Here is a 22,546-nt window from a genome sequence, read left to right as displayed (position 1 = left end):
GACGTATGGAAGCCAGAACTTCATTGGCGATCACCGGTAGGCAACCGCACGCCTCCACACAACCATTGACCGGCAAAGTCGTGGCGCTGCTCGCGGGCCTGGCGGCGATCAGCATGCTCTCCACCAATATCATCCTCCCGGCGTTTGCGGCGATCGGTGAGGACTTGGGCGTGACCGCTCGCGAGCTCGGCCTGACGTTGTCCAGTTTCTTCATCACATTCGCCTTGGGCCAACTGGTGGTCGGGCCGCTGGCCGACCGCTACGGGCGCCAGAAACTGGTGTTGGGCGGCTTGTCGGTGTTCGTCGTCGGCACCGTCATCGCCGGCCTGGCCAGCACCCTTGATGTGCTGATCGCCGGACGCGTCGTGCAGGCGCTGGGCGTATGCGCGGCCTCGGTGCTGTCGCGCGCCATTGCGCGGGATCTGTTCGAAGGCGAGACGCTCGCCCGCGCCCTGTCGCTGACGATGATCGCCACCGCTGCGGCGCCGGGGTTTTCGCCGTTGGCCGGCAGCGTGCTGGCCGTCACGCTCGGCTGGCGTGCCATCTTCATCCTGGTGGGATTGGCCGCCGTGGTACTGGCGTTTTTCTACGTGCGCGACCTCGGAGAAACCCATCCCGCCGATCGCCGGGCGCCACACTCGGCCAAGAGCGTGGTGCTCGCCTATCGCCGATTGGTACTGGATAGGCGCTTCATCCTCCCCGCCCTCTCAATGAGCTTGCTGATGAGCGGCCTGTTCGCCTCGTTCGCGGCGGCGCCCGCCATCCTGATGCAAGGCATCGGCCTGACGTCGGTGCAGACCGGCCTGTATTTCGCCTCTACGGTATTCGTCGTGTTCGCCGCCGGCATGGCGGCCCCGCGCCTGGCCCATCGTCATGGCGCTCGAGTCATCACACTCCTGGGCATCGCCTGCGCCATGATCGGCGGTGGGCTGCTTCTGGCAGGTCCGGCCGTGCCTGGCCTGTGGTGGTATGCCCTCTCGATGGTCACCTTCCTGTGGGGCATGGGCCTGGCCAATCCGCTGGGCACGGCGATCACCATGGGCCCCTTCGGCAAAGAAGCCGGGATGGCCTCCGCATTGCTGGGTTTTCTCTCCATGGGCGCGGCTGCGCTGACCACCTGGCTGGCCTCGGTCTTGAGCTTCGCACCGGTCACGACGCTGGGTGGAATCCAGGCGACGGCCTGCCTGGTGGCGCTGGTGCTGTTTCTGTTGCGGGGCAAGCTTTGAGCAAACCGCTTTGCCGGCCAAGCACGATGGAGGGTTTCTCCCGTGATAAGGGCCAGTCAATACACCGGCCAGGTTTCGACAATCTTCCCCCCACGGCCGGTGAGCCGTTGACCATTTCCTGGTTGGAACTGCGGCCATAGAGTTCGTTACTTTGCAGCCCCGAGGGGGACTCGAACTCGGCCATCCAGTTGCCGCCATAGATGAAGAAGGTTCCGCGCTGATTCGGGTTCCACCAGGAGAACAATCGGGACTTGTCATCCAAAGCGGGAAAATTGACGGCCCCGGTGCTCTTCAACACCGGCGTTGCGATAAAGGCCGCCGGCACATGCTCGGCCAGCGATGGCAAGTCGGTTTGAGAAACGCCGTCCCCACCGAGACTTCGCTGCTCAAGCGCTCCTGTTCATGTATTCGGTAGCTCAGGTAATCCATCAGCCGCCGGGGGGTGTCGAGCAGCCACTGCAATTGCCTGGAAGGGTCAAAGGTGCCCTTGTGGGTCTGGTAGAACAGCTCGACCGAGCGCACCGGCAAAGGCTTGCCGAGCAAGAGGTTGGCCTCGGGACTGCCCCGGTCGCTCGGACGCAACAGCGCCCCCACCCCTGCCATCAACGCACCCACTCCCGCGGTGCCGAGCATAAAGGTTCTACGGTTCATCAGAACGCTCCTTCGCGCGCAGTCAGGTGCACGTTACGGCAGCGCTACTCCAGCGTTGAGGTTATGGGAGCCAGAAAGGGGGTTTAGCGGCCATGCTTCATTGCCTGCCCCACCGCCTTCGCGAGCAAGCTCACTCCCACAGGGGATCTGTGCCTATCTCTTTCACCCGCGCCAACAGAACCTGCAGGGGATGAAGCACAGTGACACCCTCTTGCCGCTTCACCTGGCTGCGGCAAGAGTACCCATCGGCGACCACCCTGCCCGACTGATTGAGTTTCTGCAGGAGCGGCTTCCAGGACTGCCCGTAGATCGTGTCGGACGTTCCAGCATTTCGCGCTTCATGCCCGTAGGTGCCCGACATCCCGCAACAGCCGCTGGCCTGCACTTGAAGCGTCAGCCCCATGCGCTGGAAAATCTTCTGCCATTGCCCGATGCTGCCTGGCTCATTGGTCTTTTCCGTGCAATGGGGCAGGAAGTGGTAAGGCTCTCCCTCCTCCACTGCTGCATCTTCCGGCAGCGCATCCATCAGCCACTCCTGCGCAAGCATCACCTGGGGAGCGTTGCCGCTATCCAGTGTCTTGGCATACTCCTGTCGATAGACCAAGGTCATCGCCGGATCGAGCCCCACCAATGGCACTCGATACTGCTGGAGGCTGAGCAAGGTCTGGCCGTTGAAGCTGGCGGCCTTCTCGAACGCGTTCAGGAAACCCTGAACCTGAAGCGGCTTGCCGTTGGGCGCGTACGGGGCCAGGAAGACTCGGTAGCCCAGCCTCGAGATCAGCTCAACCCAGTCAACAAGCAAGGGCGTTTCAAAAAAACGGGTGAAAGCGTCCTGAACGAGGATGACACTTTTCTCACGCTGCTCAGCGCTAAGCGCTTCCAGGCGCTCCGGAGTTGCCACCTCCACGTTCCAGCGCCGGCACACGGCGGCAAAATCCACCAGGCTGAGCAACGGGCTATCGACCATCCCGGCTACACGTTCGAGCCCCCAGCGGATCGGCCAGGCACTCATCACGAAGTTGTACAGCCGCGGCATCTTGGCGAGATACGGAACCGTGTATTCCAATGAGCCAATCAGGTAGTCCTTGAGGGGACGCAGGTAGCGGCTGTGATAAAGCTCAAGGAAGCGCGAGCGAAACTCCGGCACATTCACTTTGACAGGGCATTGGCCCGCGCAGGATTTGCAAGCCAGGCAACCGGTCATCGCCTCATAGACCTCATGGGAAAAGTCCGGCTGCCCCATCTTCCGGGCCAGGCTATTCACGGCCCGACGCGCAACGCCCGGCGCCCCGCCAGCCCCTCGAACCCGCTCGCTGGCCGCCAGTACATCGACACCCTGCTCGCCCTGCAACCTCAGCCATTCCCGGATCAACGAGGCCCGCCCCTTGGGCGAGTGAATGCGATTGCGCGTCGCCTTCCAGGACGGGCACATGGCGTCGTCAGGGTCGAAGTTGTAGCACGCGCCATTGCCATTGCAATGAACCGCCGTGTCATAGCTTTGCCAGACACGTTCATCGATAGTGCGATCCAGGGCACCGCGTATGTCCACTTCATCGACGCGGGTCAATCGTGCGCCGGGCACTGTGCTCGGGGTGGCGATCTTGCCTGGGTTGAGTTGGTTGAATGGATCGAAGGCCGCCTTCAGCGCTTGCAGCGCGGGATACAAATCACCGAAGTAATCGGGCACGTATTGCGACCTCAAGCCCTTGCCATGTTCGCCCCACAACAGTCCGCCATACTGTTGCGTCAAGGCCGCGACCGCATCGGAAATCGGCCGGATCAAGGCGGCCTGGGCCGGGTCCTTCATGTCGAGGATCGGCCGCACATGCAAGACCCCGGCGTCGACGTGACCGAACATGCCGTACTGCAGATCATGGCTATCGAGCAGCGCACGGAACGCCTGGATGAAGTCCGCCAGGTGTTCGGGTGGAACAGCGGTGTCTTCGACAAACGGCTGGGGCCTGGCCTCGCCCTTGACGTTGCCCAACAACCCCACGGCCCGCTTGCGCATCGCATAGACACGCTTGAGCGCATCGGCGCCGATGGCCAGTGTGTGGCCCAAGCGGACCACGGAAGTATCGCGCTGCAGGTGCAGGACGAACTCATGAACCTGCTGCTGAACCGCCGCTTCGTCATCCCCACTGAACTCGATGAGATTGATCCCCAGCGTCGGTGTATCAGGGTCTTCAGGGAAATACTCGGCGACGCCGTGCCAGACAATGTCCTTCATCGCCAGCATCAGCACTTTCGAGTCCACGGTCTCGATCGACAGCGGCTTCATTGCCATCAACGCCTTCGCGTCACGCAAGGCCTCCATGAACCCGGCGTAACGCACGTTCACCAGGATGGAGTATTTCGGGATAGGCAGGACGTTCAGTTTGGCTTCGACGATGAAGCCCAGGGACCCTTCGGAGCCGCAAAGAACGCTGTTCAGATTGAAGCGCCCATCGGCTTCGCGCAAATGGGCCAAGTCATAACCGGTCAGGCAACGGTTGAGTTTCGGGAAGGTGTCCCTGATCAGCTCGGCGTGGGTATCGGCGATGTCCAACGCGCACTGGTAGACCTCCCCCACCCGATCCTGGCGCTCGACCAACGCCGGCAACAGCGCGGCGTCGACAGCTGAACTGGTGAGACGATCACCGCCCAGCAACACCGTCGAAAGTTCGAGCACGTGATCGCGCGTCTTGCCGTAGGTGCAGCTCCCCTGGCCACTCGCGTCCGTATTGATCATGCCGCCAATCGTGGCGCGGTTCGACGTCGAGAGCTCGGGGGCAAAGAACAAACCGTAGGGCTTGAGCGCTGCGTTCAGTTGATCCTTGACCACACCGCTCTGTACCCTGGCCCAGCGTTCCTCGACGTTGATTTCCAGGATGTTGTTCAGATGACGGGAAAGGTCGACCACCACACCATCGGTGAGCGATTGCCCGTTGGTGCCGGTGCCGCCACCGCGTGGCGTGAGCACGACCGCACGGTGCGCGGGTTCGGCGGCCAAGCGTGACAGGATCATCACGTCCTGTTCGTCCAGGGGGAATACCGCCGCTTGGGGCAGGCGCTGGTAGATGGAATTGTCGGTGGCCAATACCGTCCGGTCGCCATGGTCGCGGGCAATCTCGCCTTGGAACCCCGCCACTTGGAGCGCATTCAGAAAAGCGTCATAGGTCGCTTTCTGGGGATCAGGAGGCGATAACCGGGCAATCATGATGTATTCCTACAGGCTGAAAAGCTAATCTATGCATTCACATTACGTATGCTCAGTACAGGACGTATCGAGCAGCCGCATAAGGTTTTCATGATTCTTGCCTTCCTATACGGTCGGAGCAAACGTAATTCCTGCTGTTTTTGCATGAGCTTTATGAATGAACCCTAGACGCCTTACGCCCTCGATGTCGCTGCTGGTTGCCTTTGAGGCCGCCGCACGCCACGGCAGCTTCACCAAGGCCGCGGAAGAGTTGGCACTGACCCAAAGCGCCGTCAGCCGACAGGTGCAGACCCTGGAGGCGCAACTTGAAATCGAACTCTTCCGTCGCGAAGGCCGAAAGATTGAACTGACCGCCGCCGGCGCGCTGTATCAGCACGAACTGGCGGCCGCGTTGGGGCGTATTCGAAGCGCAACGTTGCAGGCCATCGCCTACAAGAGCGACAGCGGCCCATTGAACCTGGCCGTGCTGCCAACCCTCGGTTCCAAATGGCTGCTGCCGCGGATGCATGAATTCTATGCCAGGCACCCGGACCTGCTGGTGCACATACATTCGAGGATCATCCGCGAAGACGTTCAATCCTCCACCCATGACATGAATGCAATCATCTGCGCAGGCTCGGGGGAGTGGCCTGGCTACATTGCACATCAGTTGCTCACGGAAAAGCTGGTGGTGATCGCCAGCCCGACCGCACTGCCCGAGTACCGGACAATGTCGCCGGCGAACGTTGCCGAGCATGCCTTGTTGAACGTTGTATCAAGGCCGGGTGTCTGGTCGGACTGGTTCGACAAGCACACCGTCGACCACCGCAACATGCGATCCGGCCCGAGCTTCGAACTCACGGCCCACCTGATCCAAGCCGTGTCGGCGGGGATCGGGATTGGGCTGGTTCCACAAATCCTGGTCCAGGATGAACTGAAGAGCGGCGACCTGGTTGCGCTGTTTGAACCAATGGAAAGTGGACGCCGCTATTACCTTGTCTACGCGAGCCGATACCAACACCTGCCGGCGTTGAAGGCCTTCAGCGCCTGGCTTCTGTCGTTGCCATTTCCTGACAACTGAGGTTGCCCTCACCCATTGCCAAGCATCTGCCACAACGACGCCCCCACCCCGGTAATGCTCTCCCCGGCAATCAACCCCGCCGCCGCGGTAATGGCGAAGCGTTCCGTGAGGCTCGGCCAGCGACAGCTCACCAGCCACGTCAGCACCGCACCGAGCGCCATCATCAAGGACACGGAGGCCGGCAGGACGAAGGCCAGGCCCAGGGCCGCCGTGCTCGGCAGGTAGCGGGCCCGATGCGCTGGCAGCAGGCTGTCGAGGATCCCCAACAACAAACCCACCAGGCCGCCGATGAAAATCGCCCAGCGAATGCTCGCTGACAATGAATCCAGGCCCAGGGTCAGGGTTTGCGCCACGGCCTTCCAGGTGGCGACCGCCGGGGCCGGCCACTCTTCGGTGAGCAGCATGGTTTGCGGGTCCGGGATCAGGGCCAGATAGGCCAGCACGCCGACGATGCTACCGATGAAAATACCCAAGGTCTGTGCGATCAATTGCTTACGCGGCGTGGCGCCAATCGCCCGGCCGACCTTGAAGTCGTTCATCAAGTCGGTGCACTGCCCGGCCGAACCACCGGCGGTATTGGCGCTCATCAGGTTGATTGGCACCTGCCCCGGGGCGACGATGCCAAAACTCAGTTGAGACAATTGCCCGATGGCCCCGATCGGCGGAATACCCGTGGCGCCGACCACCCGGGCGGCCACCGCCGCCAGGCAGATCGCCAGGGGAATGGTCAACAAGGCCATCCACGGGTTGATACCGAACAACAGCACTTGCAGGCTGACCACCAGGATGATCGACAGTGCGAAACCGGCGGCAGGCCCAGGCTTGGGTATCGTCCAGATCGCCCCGCCGCCCGCCTTGGTGGACCGGTGCAATGCCCACAAGCGAATCGCCAGTGAGGCCAGGGTCGAACAGACCATCAGGCTCACCCCCGGCCAGAGCAACCACTCCACCAGCGCCGCGAACTGCGGGCCGCTGCTGCCGTGCGGCAACGTCACCAGGCCCTGTTCCAACAGCCACGGCGCCAACCCGCCCCACGCCAGCACAGCACCGAGCAGCAGGGTCAGGCCCACGCGAATACCGATGATCCCGCCGAACCCCACCAATAGCAGCGAAGGGTCAGCGGTAAAGGTCAGGCGCTCCAGTTGAGCGCTCGGAGACCAGCGCGGGATGACCCACATGAAGGTGTCGACCGCCTTGACCAACCCGGACAGCAGCGCGGCGCTGAGCAGCACCTTCAAACGCGTCGCGGCTTCGTGGCCGTGGTTGTAGATGTGCAGCAGCGTTTCCAGGGTCGCCATGCCTTCGGGAAATTTCAGCGCCTTGTCATTGAGCAGTGAGGGGCGCAGGTACCAGGCAATCCAGATCCCCAGGAAACTCACCGAAAAGACCCAGGCCACCATGGGAATGGCATCCAATTGCTGGCCAGTCAGCAGGGTGTAGGCCGGGATGGGTGCGACCAGCCCACCGGAAATGATCGACGCCGCGGCGGAAGCCACGGTCTGGTTGATGTTGCTTTCGTGCAGGGTCCAGGGCAGTCGCCCCACCGATCGACTGGCCAAGCCTTGCCAGATGCCATAGCCGATCAGCAAGGCAATGATCGACATGTTGAACGACCAACCGATCTTCAACCCGGCGTAGACATTGGAAGGTGTCAGCAGGATACCGAGGACGATCCCCGTACTGACCGCACGCGGGCTGAGTTCGCGTTCGACTGTGGCGTTCAAAGGGATAGTGGATGAGGTTGGGTGCATGCGAAGTCCTTATCGGCACTGGGGCCACCGTCAGATTCAGACTGCCCCCTTGTGGGAGCGAGCTTGCTCGCGATGACGGTGGATCAGTGACAGGGATAGAGACTGACGCTCCGTCATCGCGAGCAAGCTCGCTCCCACTGGGTCATGTAAAGCGGCAACTCAATAAGTGAACGCAGTATTGGCGCAAGGTTCACACGATGGAGGGAAAACCTGGCAAGCGTACTCGCCAGAATCGTCAATCCATGGGCAGGAAGTGAGGCCTGTCGCGAGCGCTGCCAAGGGCCAGGCGGCGCATTGCGACCAGGCAGCGTTCGACTTATGGCTGGCCCTCGCAATTGACCATCCAGGCGATTCCGAAACGGTCCTCGAACATGGCAAAGCGTTCCGCCCAGAAGGTCTTGTCCAAGGGCATCTGCACGTGACCGTCCTCACTCAAGCGTTCGAACAGCCGCTCGGCCTCCTTCACGCTGTCGACATTGAGGGAAATCGATACGCCTTGTGGTTTGCTATACGGCTGGCCCGGTGGGCAGTCGGACGCCATCAGGCTGAAATTGCCCACGGTCAGGCAGGCGTGCATGATCAGGCTGGCGTCCTTGGGCATGCCGACGTCCTCGGGCGCCTCGGCATAGGACATGGAAAACAGATCGCCGCCAAGCACATCCTTGTAAAACGCAAAGGCTTCCTTGCAGCGGCCGTTGAAGGTCAGGTAAGGGATGATTCTCATGCTGGGTTCTCCTGTCGTCGGCGTCACGATTGACCGGCCATCTGCGCCCGCAAGCGTTCTTCCTGCTCGCGCAATTCGGGGGTAAAGGACTCGCCGAACTCCTCGAGTTCGAAGATCTGGCGGATTTCGATTTCGCTGTCGCTGACCATGGGGTTCGGGCAACGCTTGACCCAATCGATGGCCTCCTGCAATGACTGGACCTTGAAGATCCAGAAGCCGGCGATCAGCTCCTTGGTCTCGGCAAAGGGCCCATCGACGACAGTCCGGTTCTTGCCGGAAAACTGCACACGCACGCCTTCGGCACTGGGATGCAGGCCTTCACCGGCGAGCATCACCCCGGCCTTGACCAACTCTTCGTTGTAGGCGCCCATGGCCGCCAGCAGTTCTTCGCTGGGCATTTCTCCGGCTTCAGACTCCGGACTGGCCTTGACGATCACCATAAATCGCATACTCGTATCTCCTGAGAATGGTCGCCCTTGTGGCGGCTCTACGGGCTAATCGAATGGCAATGGTCGAAATCGACAGCTCGACGGGATTATTTTTCGATAGATTGCTGGCGGCCTGGGAGCCAAGGCTCCCCTGCCGTGAAGTCACGTCCAACGCTCAGGGATTCCACTGGAATCGATAGATGTCTCGATAACCATTGCTTGGGTCGTACAGGAGCTTCGTCCCGCCGTCCAAGGTGATATTGTCGGCGTTGACCAAGTGAACCGGTGCCACGAAGCCGCTCACCGGCTGGCCAGCCATCAGTCGATTCAATTCATCGATCACTTGCCAGCCATGCACATTGAGCGGTTCGGCCACGGTGACGGTCTGGTAGTTTTTTTCCTGTATGCGCAAGAACGCCGAAGCGCTACCGTCGCCGGCAGACAACAGACTGATGCCGTCGCGGGGTATCGCGGCGCTGGCCAAGGTGTCAACCGCATAGTCGAAATAGATATCGTTGATGGCCAGCGTATGGGTCCAACGCTTGCCATGGCGCTGAAGCAGTTCCGTGGTGATCGCCGGCATCTTCTCGCGACTTTCGGAGATCGCGACATCGCGCACCTCCAGCAACGAGCACTCCCGACAGGCTCGAATGACGCTTTCCATGGCCCTGGCTTTCGCCATCGCGATGCTGTACCTGGAGTCGGTCAGGATCACCACTCCGGCCTTTCCGTTCGACTGCGCCACTGCCGCCATTGCCGTGATGCGAGCCACTTCCAGCGGGTCGGTCGTGACGTTCATGGCCATCGACGTGCCAACAATCGGCCCGGGGCGCTCCCCGGCGTGCCAGCCCACCACCGGCACGCCCTTGTCGGCGAAGACAGCCAGCGCCGCCTTGTTTTCAAGGGCATCGGCGCCACACAGGATGAGCCCATCGGGGTTCGCCGCCAGGGCATCGGCAAAGGCCTTTGCACGCCCGGCCGAGGATCCAGCGCCATCGAATACCCTCAGCGTCCAGCCCATCGCCTTGGCGGCCTCGCGGGCGCCCTGGGCGACGCCGACAATGCCGCCGTTGCGCATATCTTCTGCGACAATGGCGATGCTCTTGCCGCGCTGGGCCCGCGGGCCGGACTCAGGGCCGCTCCAGGGAACGGCGCCGAGGGTGGCCTTGGCCACCATTTCCTGCGCTTGCGTCACCGTCACCGGCGTGTCCGTCGCGGCTGGCAGGTCCTGGGCATACCCAGGCGTTGCCGTGAAAAGACAGAGCATCGTCATTGAAACTATCCGGAGCAACCGGGACTTGATCAAACAGGTTCGATCACCGCGCGTGATGCCGGGTCTGGAGCCGATGGCGCAATCATAATGTGACATGGCGTCTCTTTTTTTATGGATGCAGCGTTTACGTTCAGTGTCCGCAAGGATAGTCGGCTCTGCTGTCATCGGCCCAAAAGGGAAATAGCAAGTTTGTAACATCCTTTCTGCCCCGGCCCTCTGATCAGTTCCGGATCGCTGAAGGCCCACCCTTGCCGCGTCCGGCCTGGATCTGGCCAAGCCATCGTGCTCGACATCCATTGTTCGACGCACCACGAAGTGAGGAGCCTGTCGCGCGCATAGTCTGCGAGCCACCCTGGAGGAGATGGCGATGACGCACACCCGTTTTTTTGGCAAAACCGTACTGGCCTGCACGTTCATCCTGGCGATGATCGGTTGGGGAATCGGCTTCTATGGCCCGCCAATTTATATGCAGGCGGTCATTGAGCGCACGGGTTGGCCAATCGCCCAGGTCTCGGCTGCCGTGACCTTGCACTTTCTCAGCGGCACGATGGTCATCGCCAATCTGCCACGACTTTATGCACGCTTCGGCATCCCCGCCATCACCTTGCTTGGCAGCATCGTCCTGGGCATCGGCGTGAACCTCTGGGCGCAGGCCAACCAGCCCTGGGTGCTGTATGCCGGCGCCGTCTGCTCGGGTATCGGCTGGGTGACATTGGGGGCCGCGGCCGTTAACACCCTCATCGCGCCGTGGTACGTCAAGGAAAGACCCAAGGCCTTGGGCAAGGCCTATAACGGCGCCAGCCTGGGAGGCGTGATCTTTTCGCCGCTGTGGGTGTGGCTGATCGAGCGTTTCGGCTTTGCCCCGGCGGCGGCGCTGATCAGCGTCATCGCGGTGCTGCTCATAGGCGCTTTCGCCTTTCTGGTCTTCAACAAAACCCCACAAAGCCAGGGACAACATCCCGACAATGCAGCCCCGCCGGCCCCCGTGCCAATCAGCGCCAGCGCCGCGCCGTGGACCGTCATGCAGACGCTCAGGTCGGCCAGTTTCCGCACCCTGGCAGCCGGCATGTCCTTGGGGCTGTTCGCCCAGATCGGCTTGATCGCGCACCTGTACTCGATCCTGGTGGGACGCATGGGGGCACATGACGCCTCATTCGCCATGGGTCTGGCCACCGCCAGTGCGATAGGCGGGCGATATGTCGCCGCACGCTTGATGACCCAAGGTATGAATCGCCGACAGCTGGCTTGCCTTGGTTATACCGTCCAGATGCTGGGCACGCTGATGCTTCTGGGCCTGGACCTTCACCCGACAGTGGCCTGGATAGCCGTGGTGCTGATCGGTTCGGGCATTGGCAATGCCACCTCCTTGCCGCCGCTGATAGCACAGGCCGAGTTCAGCCGTGAACACACTGCCAGGGTGATCGCCCTGATGGTTGCGATCAGCCAGGCCACCTACGCCTTCGCCCCGGCCTTTTTTGGCCTGTTGCGCGCCACCTTCACCGATCCGAATCACGCCATCGTCGCTGTCGTGACAGCAGCCGTCATCGTGCAGGTGCTGGCCATTCTGTCGTTCTATCGGGGTGTCTCCGCTCGCCCCTTCAAGAAAACCGTTTTCTGATCTTCACTTGGGCACCTCGCCTTCCTGCAGGAGACGCATCAAGCTGACCTGCACATCGTGGTGCAGCGGCAATAATCGGACGCTGTCATTTGAAAGAAGCACTTGATAGCCGCCTACTTCCCTCCGGTCACATCCAGAAAGGTCCCCGTCACAAACGAAGCCTGCGGCCCCGCCAACCAGAGAATGGCCCGCGCCACCTCCTCCGGCTGGCCGCCACGCCCCATGGGGATCGTCTCCTTCACCCGGTCGACTCTGCCCGGTTCTCCCCCACTCGCATGCATCTGGGTATAGATATGCCCGGGGCGAACGCAGTTGACACGAATGCCCTCCCGGGCCACTTCCTTGGCATAACCGGTCGTGAACGTTTCAACCGCCCCCTTGGACGCTGCGTAGTCCACGTATTCATTCGGGCTGCCGAGGCGGGCTGACGCCGAAGAGATATTGATGACCGCACCACCACGCCCGCCATAACGGTAGGCCATGCGCCGGGTCGCGTGTTGCGCGCAGAGCATCGGGCCCAAGGTGTTGACCGCAAAGATTCGCTGCATGCGCTCGAAACCAAGATCCTCCAAGCGAGATTGGCGGGCCAATATCGAAGCGTTGTTGACCAGCACATCGATTCGTCCGAAGCGCAGGTCCAGGGTGGCGAAGAGTTCGGCAACCTGGGCTGGGTCGGCGTTATCGGCACGCACTGCCAAGGCACGGCCCCCCTTGGCTTCGACTTGCGCTGCCACCGCCAATGCCGACGCCTCATCGGCGATGTAGGTCAGCACGACGTCGTAACCTTGCTCAGCGGCCAGCAGGGCGGTCGCCGCCCCGATCCCGCGCCCGCCTCCGGTGATCAGAATCACGGGTTTTTGCGAACGGTCATTCATGGTCAATCCTCACAGCCAAATGAAAAAAGCGGCGTCAGCCGATCACCAGCGTACCGAGGGCAATGACGGCGCAGGCCAACAGCTTGCGCAAGGTCAATGCTTCGCCAAGAAATGCGTACCCGATCAAAGCGGCGAACATGACACTGGTTTCGCGCAGGGCGGACACCGCCCCCATCGGGGCATGGGCCATGGCATAGATCACGACGCCGTAGGCCAACAATGAAACCAGGCCGCCAGCGAAGGCCACGGCGATACCTGGCCGCAAGGCAAAGAGGCTTCTGGCATCCCGCAGTCCGATATAAACCAGGGGCATCATCACGCCCCACAACAGGCACATCCAGGCGGTGTAGGCCATTGGCGCCCCGGAGAGGCGAACACCTATGCCATCGACAACGCTGTAGGCGGCGATGAAAAAACCGGTGCCCAGTGCGTAGGGCAAGTCAGGCAACGCCCGCCGGCGCCCGGTATAAGCCAGCGACAGGATTCCGGTCGACACCAACGCAATACCCAGCAGTCCACTCGGCGCCACGCGCTCGCCCGCGAACAGCGAGGCGGCCAGGACAATCAGGATCGGGGATACACCGCGGGCGATTGGATAGGTCTGGCCCAGGTCGCCGGACTGGTAACTGCGCACCAGGAACAGGTTGTACCCCACGTGCAATACAGCGGAGAGTCCGATGCAAAACCAGCTGGCACGGGCGGGTAGCGCCAACAGCATCGCCACGACGACGCTCGCCAAGGCTATCGCCACGCACATGATGGTCATGGACCACAAACGGTCGGTGCCCCCACGCAGCATGGCATTCCAGCTGGCGTGTAGCAGCGCGGCGAACAAGACGAGGCAGATGATGTGTAAGGGCATGCATCATCCTAGACCGATCCAGTAGCGCTGAAAAAGCGAAGTCTCTTCATCCCTGCATGAGGAAAACCTCATGCATAAGCGTGCTGAGCGTCCAGGGCCTGGGTCACCAGCCAACGACGAAAACGGGTGATATGAGGCTGAGTCTCGATCCCTTTGGGGCATACAAAGTAATACGCCAGAGGCGAGGCGCACGGCAGTTCGAAAAGCCTTTCAAGACGGCCGTCATTGAGTTCGGCTTCGACATGCCCGCTGCGTGCCAGCGCGATACCTTGTCCCAAGAGCGCCGCCTCGATAGTCATATTGGTATCTGCGTAGCGAATGCTTTCCTTCAAGGTCGTGACCTCGACGCCCACCTGGGCAAACCACTGCTCCCATTTCGGCACCAACGCCGCGCCATCGCGTGTAAGCAGTGGATAGCGCAGCAATTCGGCGGCCGTTTGAGGCGTACCAAAGCGGGCAAGCAACACTGGGCTGGCGACCGGGAAAATCTGCTCGCGGAACAGGAATTCTGAAAACAGCGAAGGGAAATGCCCGTTGCCCAGGCGGATAGCCACGTCCGGGTCTGTCGTCGAGAAGTTGATGGGGCTATCGGTGCTGTCCAGGGTAAGCAGGATTTGCGGATGCGCTTGCGCCAAATCAGGAAGCCTGGGCAGCAACCACTTCAAGGCGAAAGAATAGGTCGTGCTCACACTCAGCCGCTGCCGCCCGTTTTGCTCGCGCAAATCGGCCAGGGTGGCCTCGAGCTTCATGAAGAACTCCCGCACGATGGGCGCAAGCGCTGCGCCTGCCGAGGTCAGGTGCAGCGAGTTACCGCGATGAAACAGTTGCAGTCCCCAGAGCTGTTCCAAATGCTTGAGCTGGTGGCTCACTGCGCTCTGTGTGACATGCAACTCCTCTGCTGCCGCGGTGAACGTGGCGTGCCGCGTAGCGGCTTCAAAGGCGCGCAGGCTCGAAGAAGGAGGAAGGTTTCGCATGATGTTCCCTTCTATGAGTAAACGCTCATGCTAGCGCCTTTGCCTCTGTCGTTGTAGGCAAGCCGTGCAACGACGGGCTTGCTGACGCGGGGTCAGCTTGTAGTGATGTTGGATGTACCGACGCTATCACGAGCAAGCTCGGCTCCCACAGGGGTTCCCGGGTGTTCATGGCCCCCGCGTTCACCCCCTCCCCTGCGCACGGATGACGCCAATTTTCCGGCATAAAAATCAATGAAATAAAAATATATTAATAAAGCGACAGTTTCCCGACGCGCGGTACCAACGTGCCATTGCTGGCTATTTAAATCGAAGCTCATTATCCGCAGGCAACTCCCGCTAAACGTTTAGGCCAGCCGACCTGAACTACAGGATGTAATCACTCGCATCGCGCAAGGGAGCAATACTGAGATGATGACTGTTTACTTTGTTGTGATGACGATCTGCAGTGGCATCGAAGGTTGTGTCGAGGAGCGAAAACCAGGGCCTACCTTTGCTACCAGGGCAATGTGCATGGAGACAGCCCGGGTCATGGCGCCGCGCAAAGGTGTGAAGTTCAAATGTCGCAGCGAGCGTACGACGGTGGTCGAGACCTCGCCGATAGAAGGGTACGGCAAAATCGTCTCCACCAAGAGCACTGTCCAGCCTTAGCATTACGGTTTTTTCGCCGACAACAGAGGTTCATCGGTAGCTCGGCAGAGAGAGGCTGACCGCGAATATCGTCAAGATGAAAAGAGAACGCGGCGCGATGATATTTATTGCACACAGGGCTATGCTACGGTGCCATCCGCCCGGCTGGCCTGGCTTGCAAGGAACGCGTCATGGAGTTCGTGGTTCATAGCTATTGCCTGAAAGGCGCACGCCAAGAGCCTTTGCTGCCCCCTGTCACCCTGACGCCGACCGCGTCGACCTTGACAGTCGCCGAGCTCATTCGCCTGACCGTTGCCGAGCAGATCGCCGCGCTGTCGGTCCAGCACTGGCTGGAACAGATGTCGATGCGTGAAGTGCTCGACCGCCAATACCTGAGCGAGCGGGACATTCTCCGACAAGCCAGTGAAGGCGCGGTGCTCATGCCTCAGGCCAGCGCGCCTCCAGACCTGGATGTCGACGTTGAGGTCGAACGAGCCTTGAAGGGTTTTGAAAGCCGTGCGTTCCGCGTCCTGCACAACGGCGTCATGCTGCAAGGACTCGATGAGACAATCGAACTGAGTCCCCCTTCCACCCTCGCGTTTATCCGCTTGGTGCCGCTGCTTGGCGGTTGATCCTCGTTACTCACTTCTTCGGACAACATCATGCCGTCACGCCGTCCTGTGCCTGAACAAGCCACACGCCTCGCAGCACTGCGAGCATTCTGTGATAGAGCGCTGGATGACTATCCAGAGCTCAGCCACCATGACGAATTCGAGCCCGACTTCCGGGACGGCATCGACTTCCTGCGCCTGGCCGATGACTGGGTCAGGCAGCATCCCAAGGATGGACCCAAGGCACTGGCTGATGGTTTTGTGTTCCCGACCGTTTGGGACGATCTGGAGGACCGTCGCGATCAACAGCGCTACGGTCTGCAACATCGACTCTGCGATGCCTGGGTCACGGCTCATCCGGATGCCTATGGGCTGGAGCAGATCTGCGCCCGACTGCGGCACATGCTGCAATTTGCCTTCGAGGACAGCGACTATCCATTGCCCACTGACGAAGATGGCCCTGCCTATTACCGAAGAAGCCCAGACCAGGCCTGGGCCTTCCCCGATGTTCAGGCCTGCCTCCAGCGCCTGAGCGATTACCCGTCCACCCCGGCCTGGCAGACCTTCGCCGAATGGTTGCTGGATGGCAGCTGGAACCGCGAGCAGCCCCCTTCAACGCCGGGTGGTGAACAAAGGACAATCGCCGATGCGTATATCTATGGGCACAAGGAAACCAGGCGCATCGCCCTGGGCCTGATGGAAGCAGGTCGCCTCGATTACCCGCGCTTCGTTCGGGCGGCCAATACCTGGGGCCGCGCCATGATGTTCTACTCAGACGACACCGGACTGGACAGCGATGATGCGGACCTGAATCGGTACGTCGATGAAGATTTCGACGAAGACGACTCAAACGACGATGACCCGCAAGACCTCGATGATGAGTCATCTCAGCCTGACGACACTCCCACCGAGGTGCCCTCGGAACTGGCGAACTTCACCGTTCGTTACGTCGAGGACGCCCTGGCTGGATTACCCGACAACGCCGTGAGGCTGGCTGACACCTTCCGCTCCGTCGAGGTGTATCAGACACGCTGGTTGCTAGAGGCCTTGGCGGTCATCGAACGACTGGGCATGACGCCGGATGACTTTGACAGCTTCGGCGATACAGCCGCGGTGCTCCAATGCTTCCTGCTGCTCCAGGATTTGCCCAAAGACCAATCGGCAACGCTGCTCGCGGCGTTGTCCGGCTTTTCAAGAAATACCCTGCTGACCGCCCTGCCCTACGCCGGACAAGCCAGTCGGGTGGTGCTCGACGCGCTTGGCTGGCGTGATCTGCAAGCCTTCCAGCGCGAATACCTGAACATTGCACTGGCACCTCGATCCGGCTGGGGCACCGACCTGCCCAATACGCTGGATGAAACCGTGGGCGTGGTGGACCGCTACCTGCTGGACAAGGCGCTGGCCGAGGCCGACCCAGACCACCTGCGCGAGTACCTCGCGGCGCTCGAACCCTCGCATTGGGCATTTCCCGAGACGCGTGTGCTGCTCAACGCCTACCAGGGCATCGGTCGAGCCGCGCTGGAAAAGAAGTTGACCCGCCATGCACAGGCGGCAATGCGTATCTATGGCCTGCTGCCCGTCACGGATTCGGACGATGTACGCCAGCGTTATCTGACGCTCAAGAAACTGCACAAAGAGGTGCGCAAGTACGGCGCTGAACGCCAGGCCAACTCCCACGCAGCGGTGCAGGCAGGCCTGGAAAACCTGGCGCGTGTCGCCGGCTACCCCTCGGCGATTCGCCTGGAATGGGCCATGGAATCGGAGATCGCCGAATCCACCCTGACCGCCGCCACCATCGATGACTATGACGTCACCCTCGTCATCGACGGCTTGTCACCCACGCTGCACATCTGCAAGGCCGCAAAGACGCTCAAGACCGCACCGCCGGCGATTCGCAAGAACGCAGACTTCATCGCCCTCAAAACGCAGCAGACCCAGCTCAAGGAGCAGATCGGCCGCTTCTGCCGCACCCTGGAAGCGATGATGAGCAGCGGCGAAACCCTCGCCCTGGACGACCTGAAGCCGCTGTTGAAAATGCCCGCCGTTCGCCTGCTGCTGGAACAACTGATTGTGCAGGCCGACGACGCTGCGCTGGGCTGGCTCGATGCCGCGACGCTGACGGTGACTGACCTTGAAGGCCGCCAACACGTCGCTGAAAAGACTCTGCGTATCGCTCACCCTTTTCATCTGTTCACAGCAGGGCAACTGTCGGCCTGGCAGAAAGACGTGGTGACCCATCGCCGCGTGCAGCCGTTCAAACAGGCCTTTCGCGAGCTGTACCTGCTCACACCGGCCGAGCGAGACACCGGCCTATGGTCCAACCGCTTTGCCGGTCACCGCCTGAAAGCCAACGTCGCCGCCCGGTTGCTACAGGTGCGCAACTGGTCGACCGCCAGCGTCGAGGACATCTATTACGAGAGCAAGGAGCACGGCATTTACGCCCTGTTCAACTTTCTGGATACCGGTCATTACCTCTCGGAAACAGAACACTTTACCTTCGACACGATTGCGTTCCTCCGCGACCACAAAGCCATCCCCCTTGAGCAAGTACCGCCGCTGCTGTTCTCGGAAGTCATGCGTGACGCCGACCTGCTGGTCTCCGTGGCCCACGCCGCAGACGACTACAGCACCAGCCACGAAACCGTGCAACGACGCGCCGAACTGGTCGGCGAGCTGATTCGAGGGCTAGGGTTGCAAAACGTTAAATGCGAAGGACATTTTCTGCACATTACCGGCCAGCGTGCGAACTACCGCATTCATCTGGGCAGCGCCGCCATCCATATCGAACCCGGCCATTACCTGTGCATCGTGCCCGCAGGCAGCCACGTCACGGAGTTCTACCTGCCGTTCGCCGACACCGACAAGAAAATGGCCGAGGTGCTGAGCAAGATGTTCCTGTTGCTGGATGACATGAGCATCACCGATAGCCTGATCCTGGAGCAAATACAGCGCGGCGGCTGACGGTCAAGAAAATCGAATGACGTCATTCAAGCATTGAAAACACACTCACCCGGCTCAGAGCTTGGCTTTCGCCAGATCCGCAATCAGAAAATCCCTGAATGCACAAACCGCTGCCGGTAAATTGCGTCCAGCCATGCTTTGCAGTTCGATGCGCCGCGCATGCATGCCTTCGTCGAGGATCGGCAAGCATTGCAGTGCCTTGTCCGCCACCTGCTTGTGCAAGGTCATTTCGCTGGCCAGGCTGATGCCCCCCTCTTCGCGGACGAAGCTATAGAGCGAGGCAACGTAATTGGTGGTCAACACCGGGTCGAACAACAACCCCTGCACACCGCAACAGATGTCGAATAACTGCCGTATCGTGGTGTCGGCCTTGGGTAACGCAATGGGCCAGGGTTGCAACTCCGCGAGGCTGACCGCTTCACGCCCGGCCAGAGGATGAGCGTTGGAGACCACGGCAAAAATCGCCCCGCTCAGGACATGTTCGACCTTGATTTCCTTTTGCGGCGTCAGGCTGAAGGTCATCGCCAGATCGGCTTCGCCGGAGCGAACCTTCTCGGTCGCTTCGGCAGGCGCACAGACCTCCAACGTGAAATGAATGCCCTGATACTCACGCCGGAACGCGCTGATGGTCCTGGGCATGTATTCCAGCGCAAATCCTTCCGAGCAGGCCACATGCACATGACCTCGTTGCAAGCCATGCAGCTCGGTAATTTCCAGCACCACCTGCTCAGCCTCAAGCTGCGACTTGCGCGCATAAGCCGCCAGTCGTGCCCCCGCCTCGCTCAGCACCATGCCCCGGGCACGACGCTCGAACAGGCTGGCATCCAGGGCCAATTCAAGCTTGGCAATCTGCCGGCTCACCGCTGACGCCGCGACGTTCAGCCGTACCGAGGCTTCGCTGATCGATCCGCATCGCGCCACTTCAAGAAAATAGCGCAGTGCCGTGGACTGCACACCATACAGCTGCATCGGCGCCCCCAAGGTTTGCCTTTTCGGCAAAGGAAGTATCGAAATATTATTCTTGTGGCATTGATAGCCTTTCCCTACATTCGTGTCCAGATCAAAAAAAACATGACCTGGTCTTTTTACCCTCCTTTCCGCGTTTGCGATTCGCTGCCCTTTGATTCAACCACTCTCGCCAACGGAGACGACGGCATGGGCATCAAAGGTTTCGCCTGCACTATCGCGCTGATGGGCCTCATCAGCAGTTTTCCGGCTCATGCCGGTAAAGCCAACGACACCCTGGTTTACGCTTCCGACAGCGAGCCTGAAAACATCAGTCCCTATCACAACGACCTACGCGAAGGCGTGATTCTCGGCCGGCTGATCTGGGACAACCTGATCTACCGCGATCCCAACAGTGGCGAATACAAACCCATGTTGGCCACCCGCTGGACACAGGTCGACGACACCACCATCGACTTTGAGCTGCGCAAAGGCGTCAAATTTCACAACGGCGACGCCTTCACCGCCGACGACGTGGTGTTCACCCTCAATTACGTGGTGTCGCCCGAAGCGAAAGTCGTGACCGTGCAAAACGTAGACTGGATCAAGAGCGCCGAAAAAACCGGTGACTACAGCGTCCGCCTGCATTTGAAGAAGCCCTTCCCTCCGGCGCTGGAATACCTGTCCAACGCCGTTCCGATGTTCCCCAAGCAGTATTTCGAGAAGGTCGGCCTGGCGGAATTCAGCCGCAAGCCAATCGGTACCGGGCCCTATAAAGCGGTGTCGGTGGTGGCTGGCGAAGGCGTGACCATGGAGATCAACAAGGACTACTTCCCGGACAGCCCGCAAGGCAAGCCCCATATCGGCCACCTCAAGTTCCGGGTGATCCCGGATGCCGAAACCCGCCTGGCCGAGTTGATGACCGATGGTGTCGACTGGACCTGGCGTGTGACCCCGGACCAGGCTGTCGATCTCAAAGGTATGTCGAACCTGACCGTGACCAGCGGAGAAACCATGCGCATCGGCTTCCTGATTCTTGATGCGCGAGGCACCTCCACTGAAAACTCGCCGATGAAAAACCTCAAGGTGCGTCAGGCCATCAACCATGCGATCAACCGCAATGCGCTGGCCACGCAATTGGTAGGGGGCGAAGCCAAACCCCTGCAGGTTGCCTGTTATCCAGGCCAGTTCGGCTGCGATACCTCCGCGGCCACGGTCTACAACTACGACCCGGCCAAAGCCAAGGCGCTGCTCGCCGAAGCCGGTTACCCAAATGGCTTCGAGACCGAAATCTTCGCTTATCGCGACCGTGACTACGTCGAAGCCATCATCGGCAACCTGCGCGCCGTGGGCATCAACGCCAAGCTGCGCTTCTTGAAGTACGCCGCCCTGCGCGATCAGCAACGTGGCGGCAAGGTGCCCATGTCGTTTCAGGCCTGGGGCTCGTTCTCGATCCTCGACACCTCGGCGTCGGCCGGCACCTGGTTCAAGGGCAACCCGGACGACAACATCAAGGATCCGCAAGTCCAGGGCTGGCTGCAGACCGCTGACAACGCCCTCGAACCGCAACTGCGCAAGGACAACTACCGCAAGGCGTTGCAGCGCATCAGCGAACAGGCGTACTGGGCGCCGCTGTTCAACTACTCGATGAACTACGCCTACACCTCCGAACTGGCGTTCACGTCGTACCCGGACGAGCTGCCGCGTTTCGTTCAGTCCAGCTGGAAGTAATCCGCAACCGAGCGGATTGATCGAGAGGTGCCGTGGCTTGCGGACCAACCGCACCACGGACACCTCCTCACACCTGCCATCCATTGGATATGAGGAAACTTGCCATGCTTGGATTCCTTCTGCGCCGGCTGGGCATCGCTATTTGCGTGGCCATTACCGTGTCGGTGATCAGCTTTTCCCTGTTGCACCTGTCCGGTGACCTGGCCACGGCCATTGGCGGACCGGAAGCCACCAGCGAACAGATCGAACAGATCCGCGTGCAATACGGTTTGAACAAACCGCTACCGACCCAGTACTTCAACTGGCTGGGCGATTTGCTGCGACTGGACTTGGGTAACTCGTTTTTCTTTCAGGAATCGGTCTACAACCTGGTCGCCAGCCGCTTGCCGATCACCCTCGGGTTAGGGGCCCTGGCGCTGGGCATCGCCTTGTTGGTGGCGATTCCACTGGGGGTGCTGGCCGCGGTCAAGCGCGACACCTGGGTCGACCGACTGGCCTTGAGCATTGCCGTACTGGGCCAGGCCATGCCCAGCTTCTGGTTCGCGCTGATGTTGATCGTGGTGTTCGCGGTGACACTCAAGTGGCTGCCGGTGTCCGGCAACTCGACCCTGCTGCACTTCGTCATGCCGGCCATTGCCCTGGGCTACTACGCGACGCCGGCGATCATGCGCCTGACCCGCGCCGGCATGCTTGATGTGCTCAGCTCCGATTACATCCGCACCGCCCGCGCCAAGGGCCTGCGCCCTGCCCGCGTGTTGTTCAAGCACGCACTGCGCAACGCCTTGATTCCGGTCGTCGCGCTGGCAGCGGTGGAGTTCGGCTTCATGCTCGGCGGTTCGGTGGTGATCGAAACCGTGTTCTCCCTGCAAGGCATCGGACAACTCGCCTGGGACGCCATCGCCCGTGACGACTTTCCGGTGGTACAGGCCGTGGTCCTGCTGATTGCGGTGATCTACATCATCCTCACCTTGCTGGCCGATGTGCTCAACGCACTGCTCGACCCGCGCATCCGCGTGCGCTAGGAGGCTTA

16 protein-coding genes and 1 pseudogene are annotated in these 22,546 nt (G+C 60.9%); 7 read left to right on the top strand and 10 right to left on the bottom strand.

Annotation, left to right across the window (positions count from 1 at the left end; translation table 11 throughout):
• Positions 1-5: 5 nt before the first annotated feature.
• The gene (locus tag BLP82_RS03695; RefSeq protein WP_092165430.1) at positions 6-1,226 is read left to right on the top strand and encodes a multidrug effflux MFS transporter; all 1,221 of its coding nucleotides are present in this window, start codon (positions 6-8) and stop codon (positions 1,224-1,226) included.
• 88 nt (positions 1,227-1,314) lie between these two features.
• Here BLP82_RS03695 and BLP82_RS31935 read toward each other — a convergent pair.
• Positions 1,315-1,877, bottom strand: a pseudogene (locus BLP82_RS31935) (hypothetical protein); the annotation flags it as partial.
• A gap of 130 nt (positions 1,878-2,007) precedes the next feature.
• Positions 2,008-5,076 (bottom strand): D-2-hydroxyglutarate dehydrogenase YdiJ, encoded by a 3,069-nt coding sequence (locus BLP82_RS03685; RefSeq protein WP_092165428.1) that lies wholly within the window; start codon positions 5,074-5,076, stop codon positions 2,008-2,010.
• 157 nt (positions 5,077-5,233) lie between these two features.
• On the opposite strand from BLP82_RS03685, the gene BLP82_RS03680 reads away from it, so the two are divergent.
• Positions 5,234-6,136, top strand: coding sequence for a LysR substrate-binding domain-containing protein (locus tag BLP82_RS03680; RefSeq protein ID WP_092165426.1), 903 nt, complete (start codon positions 5,234-5,236; stop codon positions 6,134-6,136).
• An 8-nt stretch (positions 6,137-6,144) separates the two neighbouring features.
• Here BLP82_RS03680 and BLP82_RS03675 read toward each other — a convergent pair whose 3' ends face one another.
• The 4 genes from BLP82_RS03675 to BLP82_RS03660 all read right to left on the bottom strand — a co-directional run bounded on the left by BLP82_RS03675 (position 6,145) and on the right by BLP82_RS03660 (position 10,234).
• The gene (locus BLP82_RS03675; protein ID WP_092165424.1) at positions 6,145-7,887 is read right to left on the bottom strand and encodes an OPT family oligopeptide transporter; all 1,743 of its coding nucleotides are present in this window, start codon (positions 7,885-7,887) and stop codon (positions 6,145-6,147) included.
• Positions 7,888-8,203: 316 nt separating this feature from the next.
• Complete coding sequence (locus BLP82_RS03670) at positions 8,204-8,611, bottom strand: VOC family protein (RefSeq protein WP_092165422.1); 408 nt, start codon at positions 8,609-8,611, stop codon at positions 8,204-8,206.
• 23 nt (positions 8,612-8,634) lie between these two features.
• Positions 8,635-9,060, bottom strand: a complete 426-nt coding sequence (locus BLP82_RS03665; RefSeq protein WP_092165420.1) for a YciI family protein — start codon at positions 9,058-9,060, stop codon at positions 8,635-8,637.
• 154 nt (positions 9,061-9,214) lie between these two features.
• On the bottom strand, positions 9,215-10,234 hold the full coding sequence (locus BLP82_RS03660; RefSeq protein WP_092165643.1) for a substrate-binding domain-containing protein: 1,020 nt from the start codon (positions 10,232-10,234) through the stop codon (positions 9,215-9,217).
• Positions 10,235-10,679: 445 nt separating this feature from the next.
• Between BLP82_RS03660 and BLP82_RS03655 the strand changes: the two genes are divergently transcribed.
• Positions 10,680-11,930 carry an MFS transporter gene (locus tag BLP82_RS03655; RefSeq protein ID WP_092165418.1) on the top strand — a complete coding sequence of 417 codons (1,251 nt, stop codon included), beginning with the start codon at positions 10,680-10,682 and terminating at the stop codon, positions 11,928-11,930.
• Positions 11,931-12,043: 113 nt separating this feature from the next.
• On the opposite strand, the gene BLP82_RS03650 is transcribed toward BLP82_RS03655, so the two are convergent.
• The 3 genes from BLP82_RS03650 to gcvA form a co-directional block, all read right to left on the bottom strand.
• Entirely contained in the window at positions 12,044-12,805 is a 762-nt protein-coding gene (locus BLP82_RS03650; protein WP_092165416.1) for a glucose 1-dehydrogenase, read from the bottom strand.
• A gap of 34 nt (positions 12,806-12,839) precedes the next feature.
• Positions 12,840-13,667, bottom strand: coding sequence for a DMT family transporter (locus tag BLP82_RS03645; RefSeq protein ID WP_092165414.1), 828 nt, complete (start codon positions 13,665-13,667; stop codon positions 12,840-12,842).
• A 68-nt stretch (positions 13,668-13,735) separates the two neighbouring features.
• Entirely contained in the window at positions 13,736-14,641 is a 906-nt protein-coding gene (gene gcvA, locus BLP82_RS03640) for a transcriptional regulator GcvA (protein ID WP_092165413.1), read from the bottom strand.
• A gap of 818 nt (positions 14,642-15,459) precedes the next feature.
• Here gcvA and BLP82_RS03630 point away from each other — a divergent pair.
• Together BLP82_RS03630 and BLP82_RS03625 are read left to right on the top strand one after the other, a co-directional pair.
• A complete protein-coding gene (locus BLP82_RS03630; protein ID WP_092165411.1) occupies positions 15,460-15,900 on the top strand; it encodes a hypothetical protein in 441 nt (146 codons plus the stop codon).
• 30 nt (positions 15,901-15,930) lie between these two features.
• Positions 15,931-18,840, top strand: coding sequence for a DUF4132 domain-containing protein (locus BLP82_RS03625; protein ID WP_092165410.1), 2,910 nt, complete (start codon positions 15,931-15,933; stop codon positions 18,838-18,840).
• Positions 18,841-18,894: 54 nt separating this feature from the next.
• Here the strand turns inward: BLP82_RS03625 and BLP82_RS03620 are convergent, their stop codons facing one another.
• Positions 18,895-19,809 carry a LysR substrate-binding domain-containing protein gene (locus tag BLP82_RS03620; protein WP_092142397.1) on the bottom strand — a complete coding sequence of 305 codons (915 nt, stop codon included), beginning with the start codon at positions 19,807-19,809 and terminating at the stop codon, positions 18,895-18,897.
• A 186-nt stretch (positions 19,810-19,995) separates the two neighbouring features.
• Between BLP82_RS03620 and BLP82_RS03615 the strand changes: the two genes are divergently transcribed.
• Together BLP82_RS03615 and BLP82_RS03610 are read left to right on the top strand one after the other, a co-directional pair.
• Positions 19,996-21,516 carry an ABC transporter substrate-binding protein gene (locus BLP82_RS03615; protein ID WP_092165409.1) on the top strand — a complete coding sequence of 507 codons (1,521 nt, stop codon included), beginning with the start codon at positions 19,996-19,998 and terminating at the stop codon, positions 21,514-21,516.
• A 104-nt stretch (positions 21,517-21,620) separates the two neighbouring features.
• The gene (locus BLP82_RS03610) at positions 21,621-22,538 is read left to right on the top strand and encodes an ABC transporter permease (RefSeq protein ID WP_092165408.1); all 918 of its coding nucleotides are present in this window, start codon (positions 21,621-21,623) and stop codon (positions 22,536-22,538) included.
• Positions 22,539-22,546: the final 8 nt, after the last annotated feature.

It is taken from the genome of Pseudomonas sp. NFACC37-1 (assembly GCF_900101575.1).
Taxonomy (GTDB): domain Bacteria; phylum Pseudomonadota; class Gammaproteobacteria; order Pseudomonadales; family Pseudomonadaceae; genus Aquipseudomonas; species Aquipseudomonas fluorescens_AA.
This window is presented reverse-complemented; position numbering and strand designations above follow the sequence as displayed.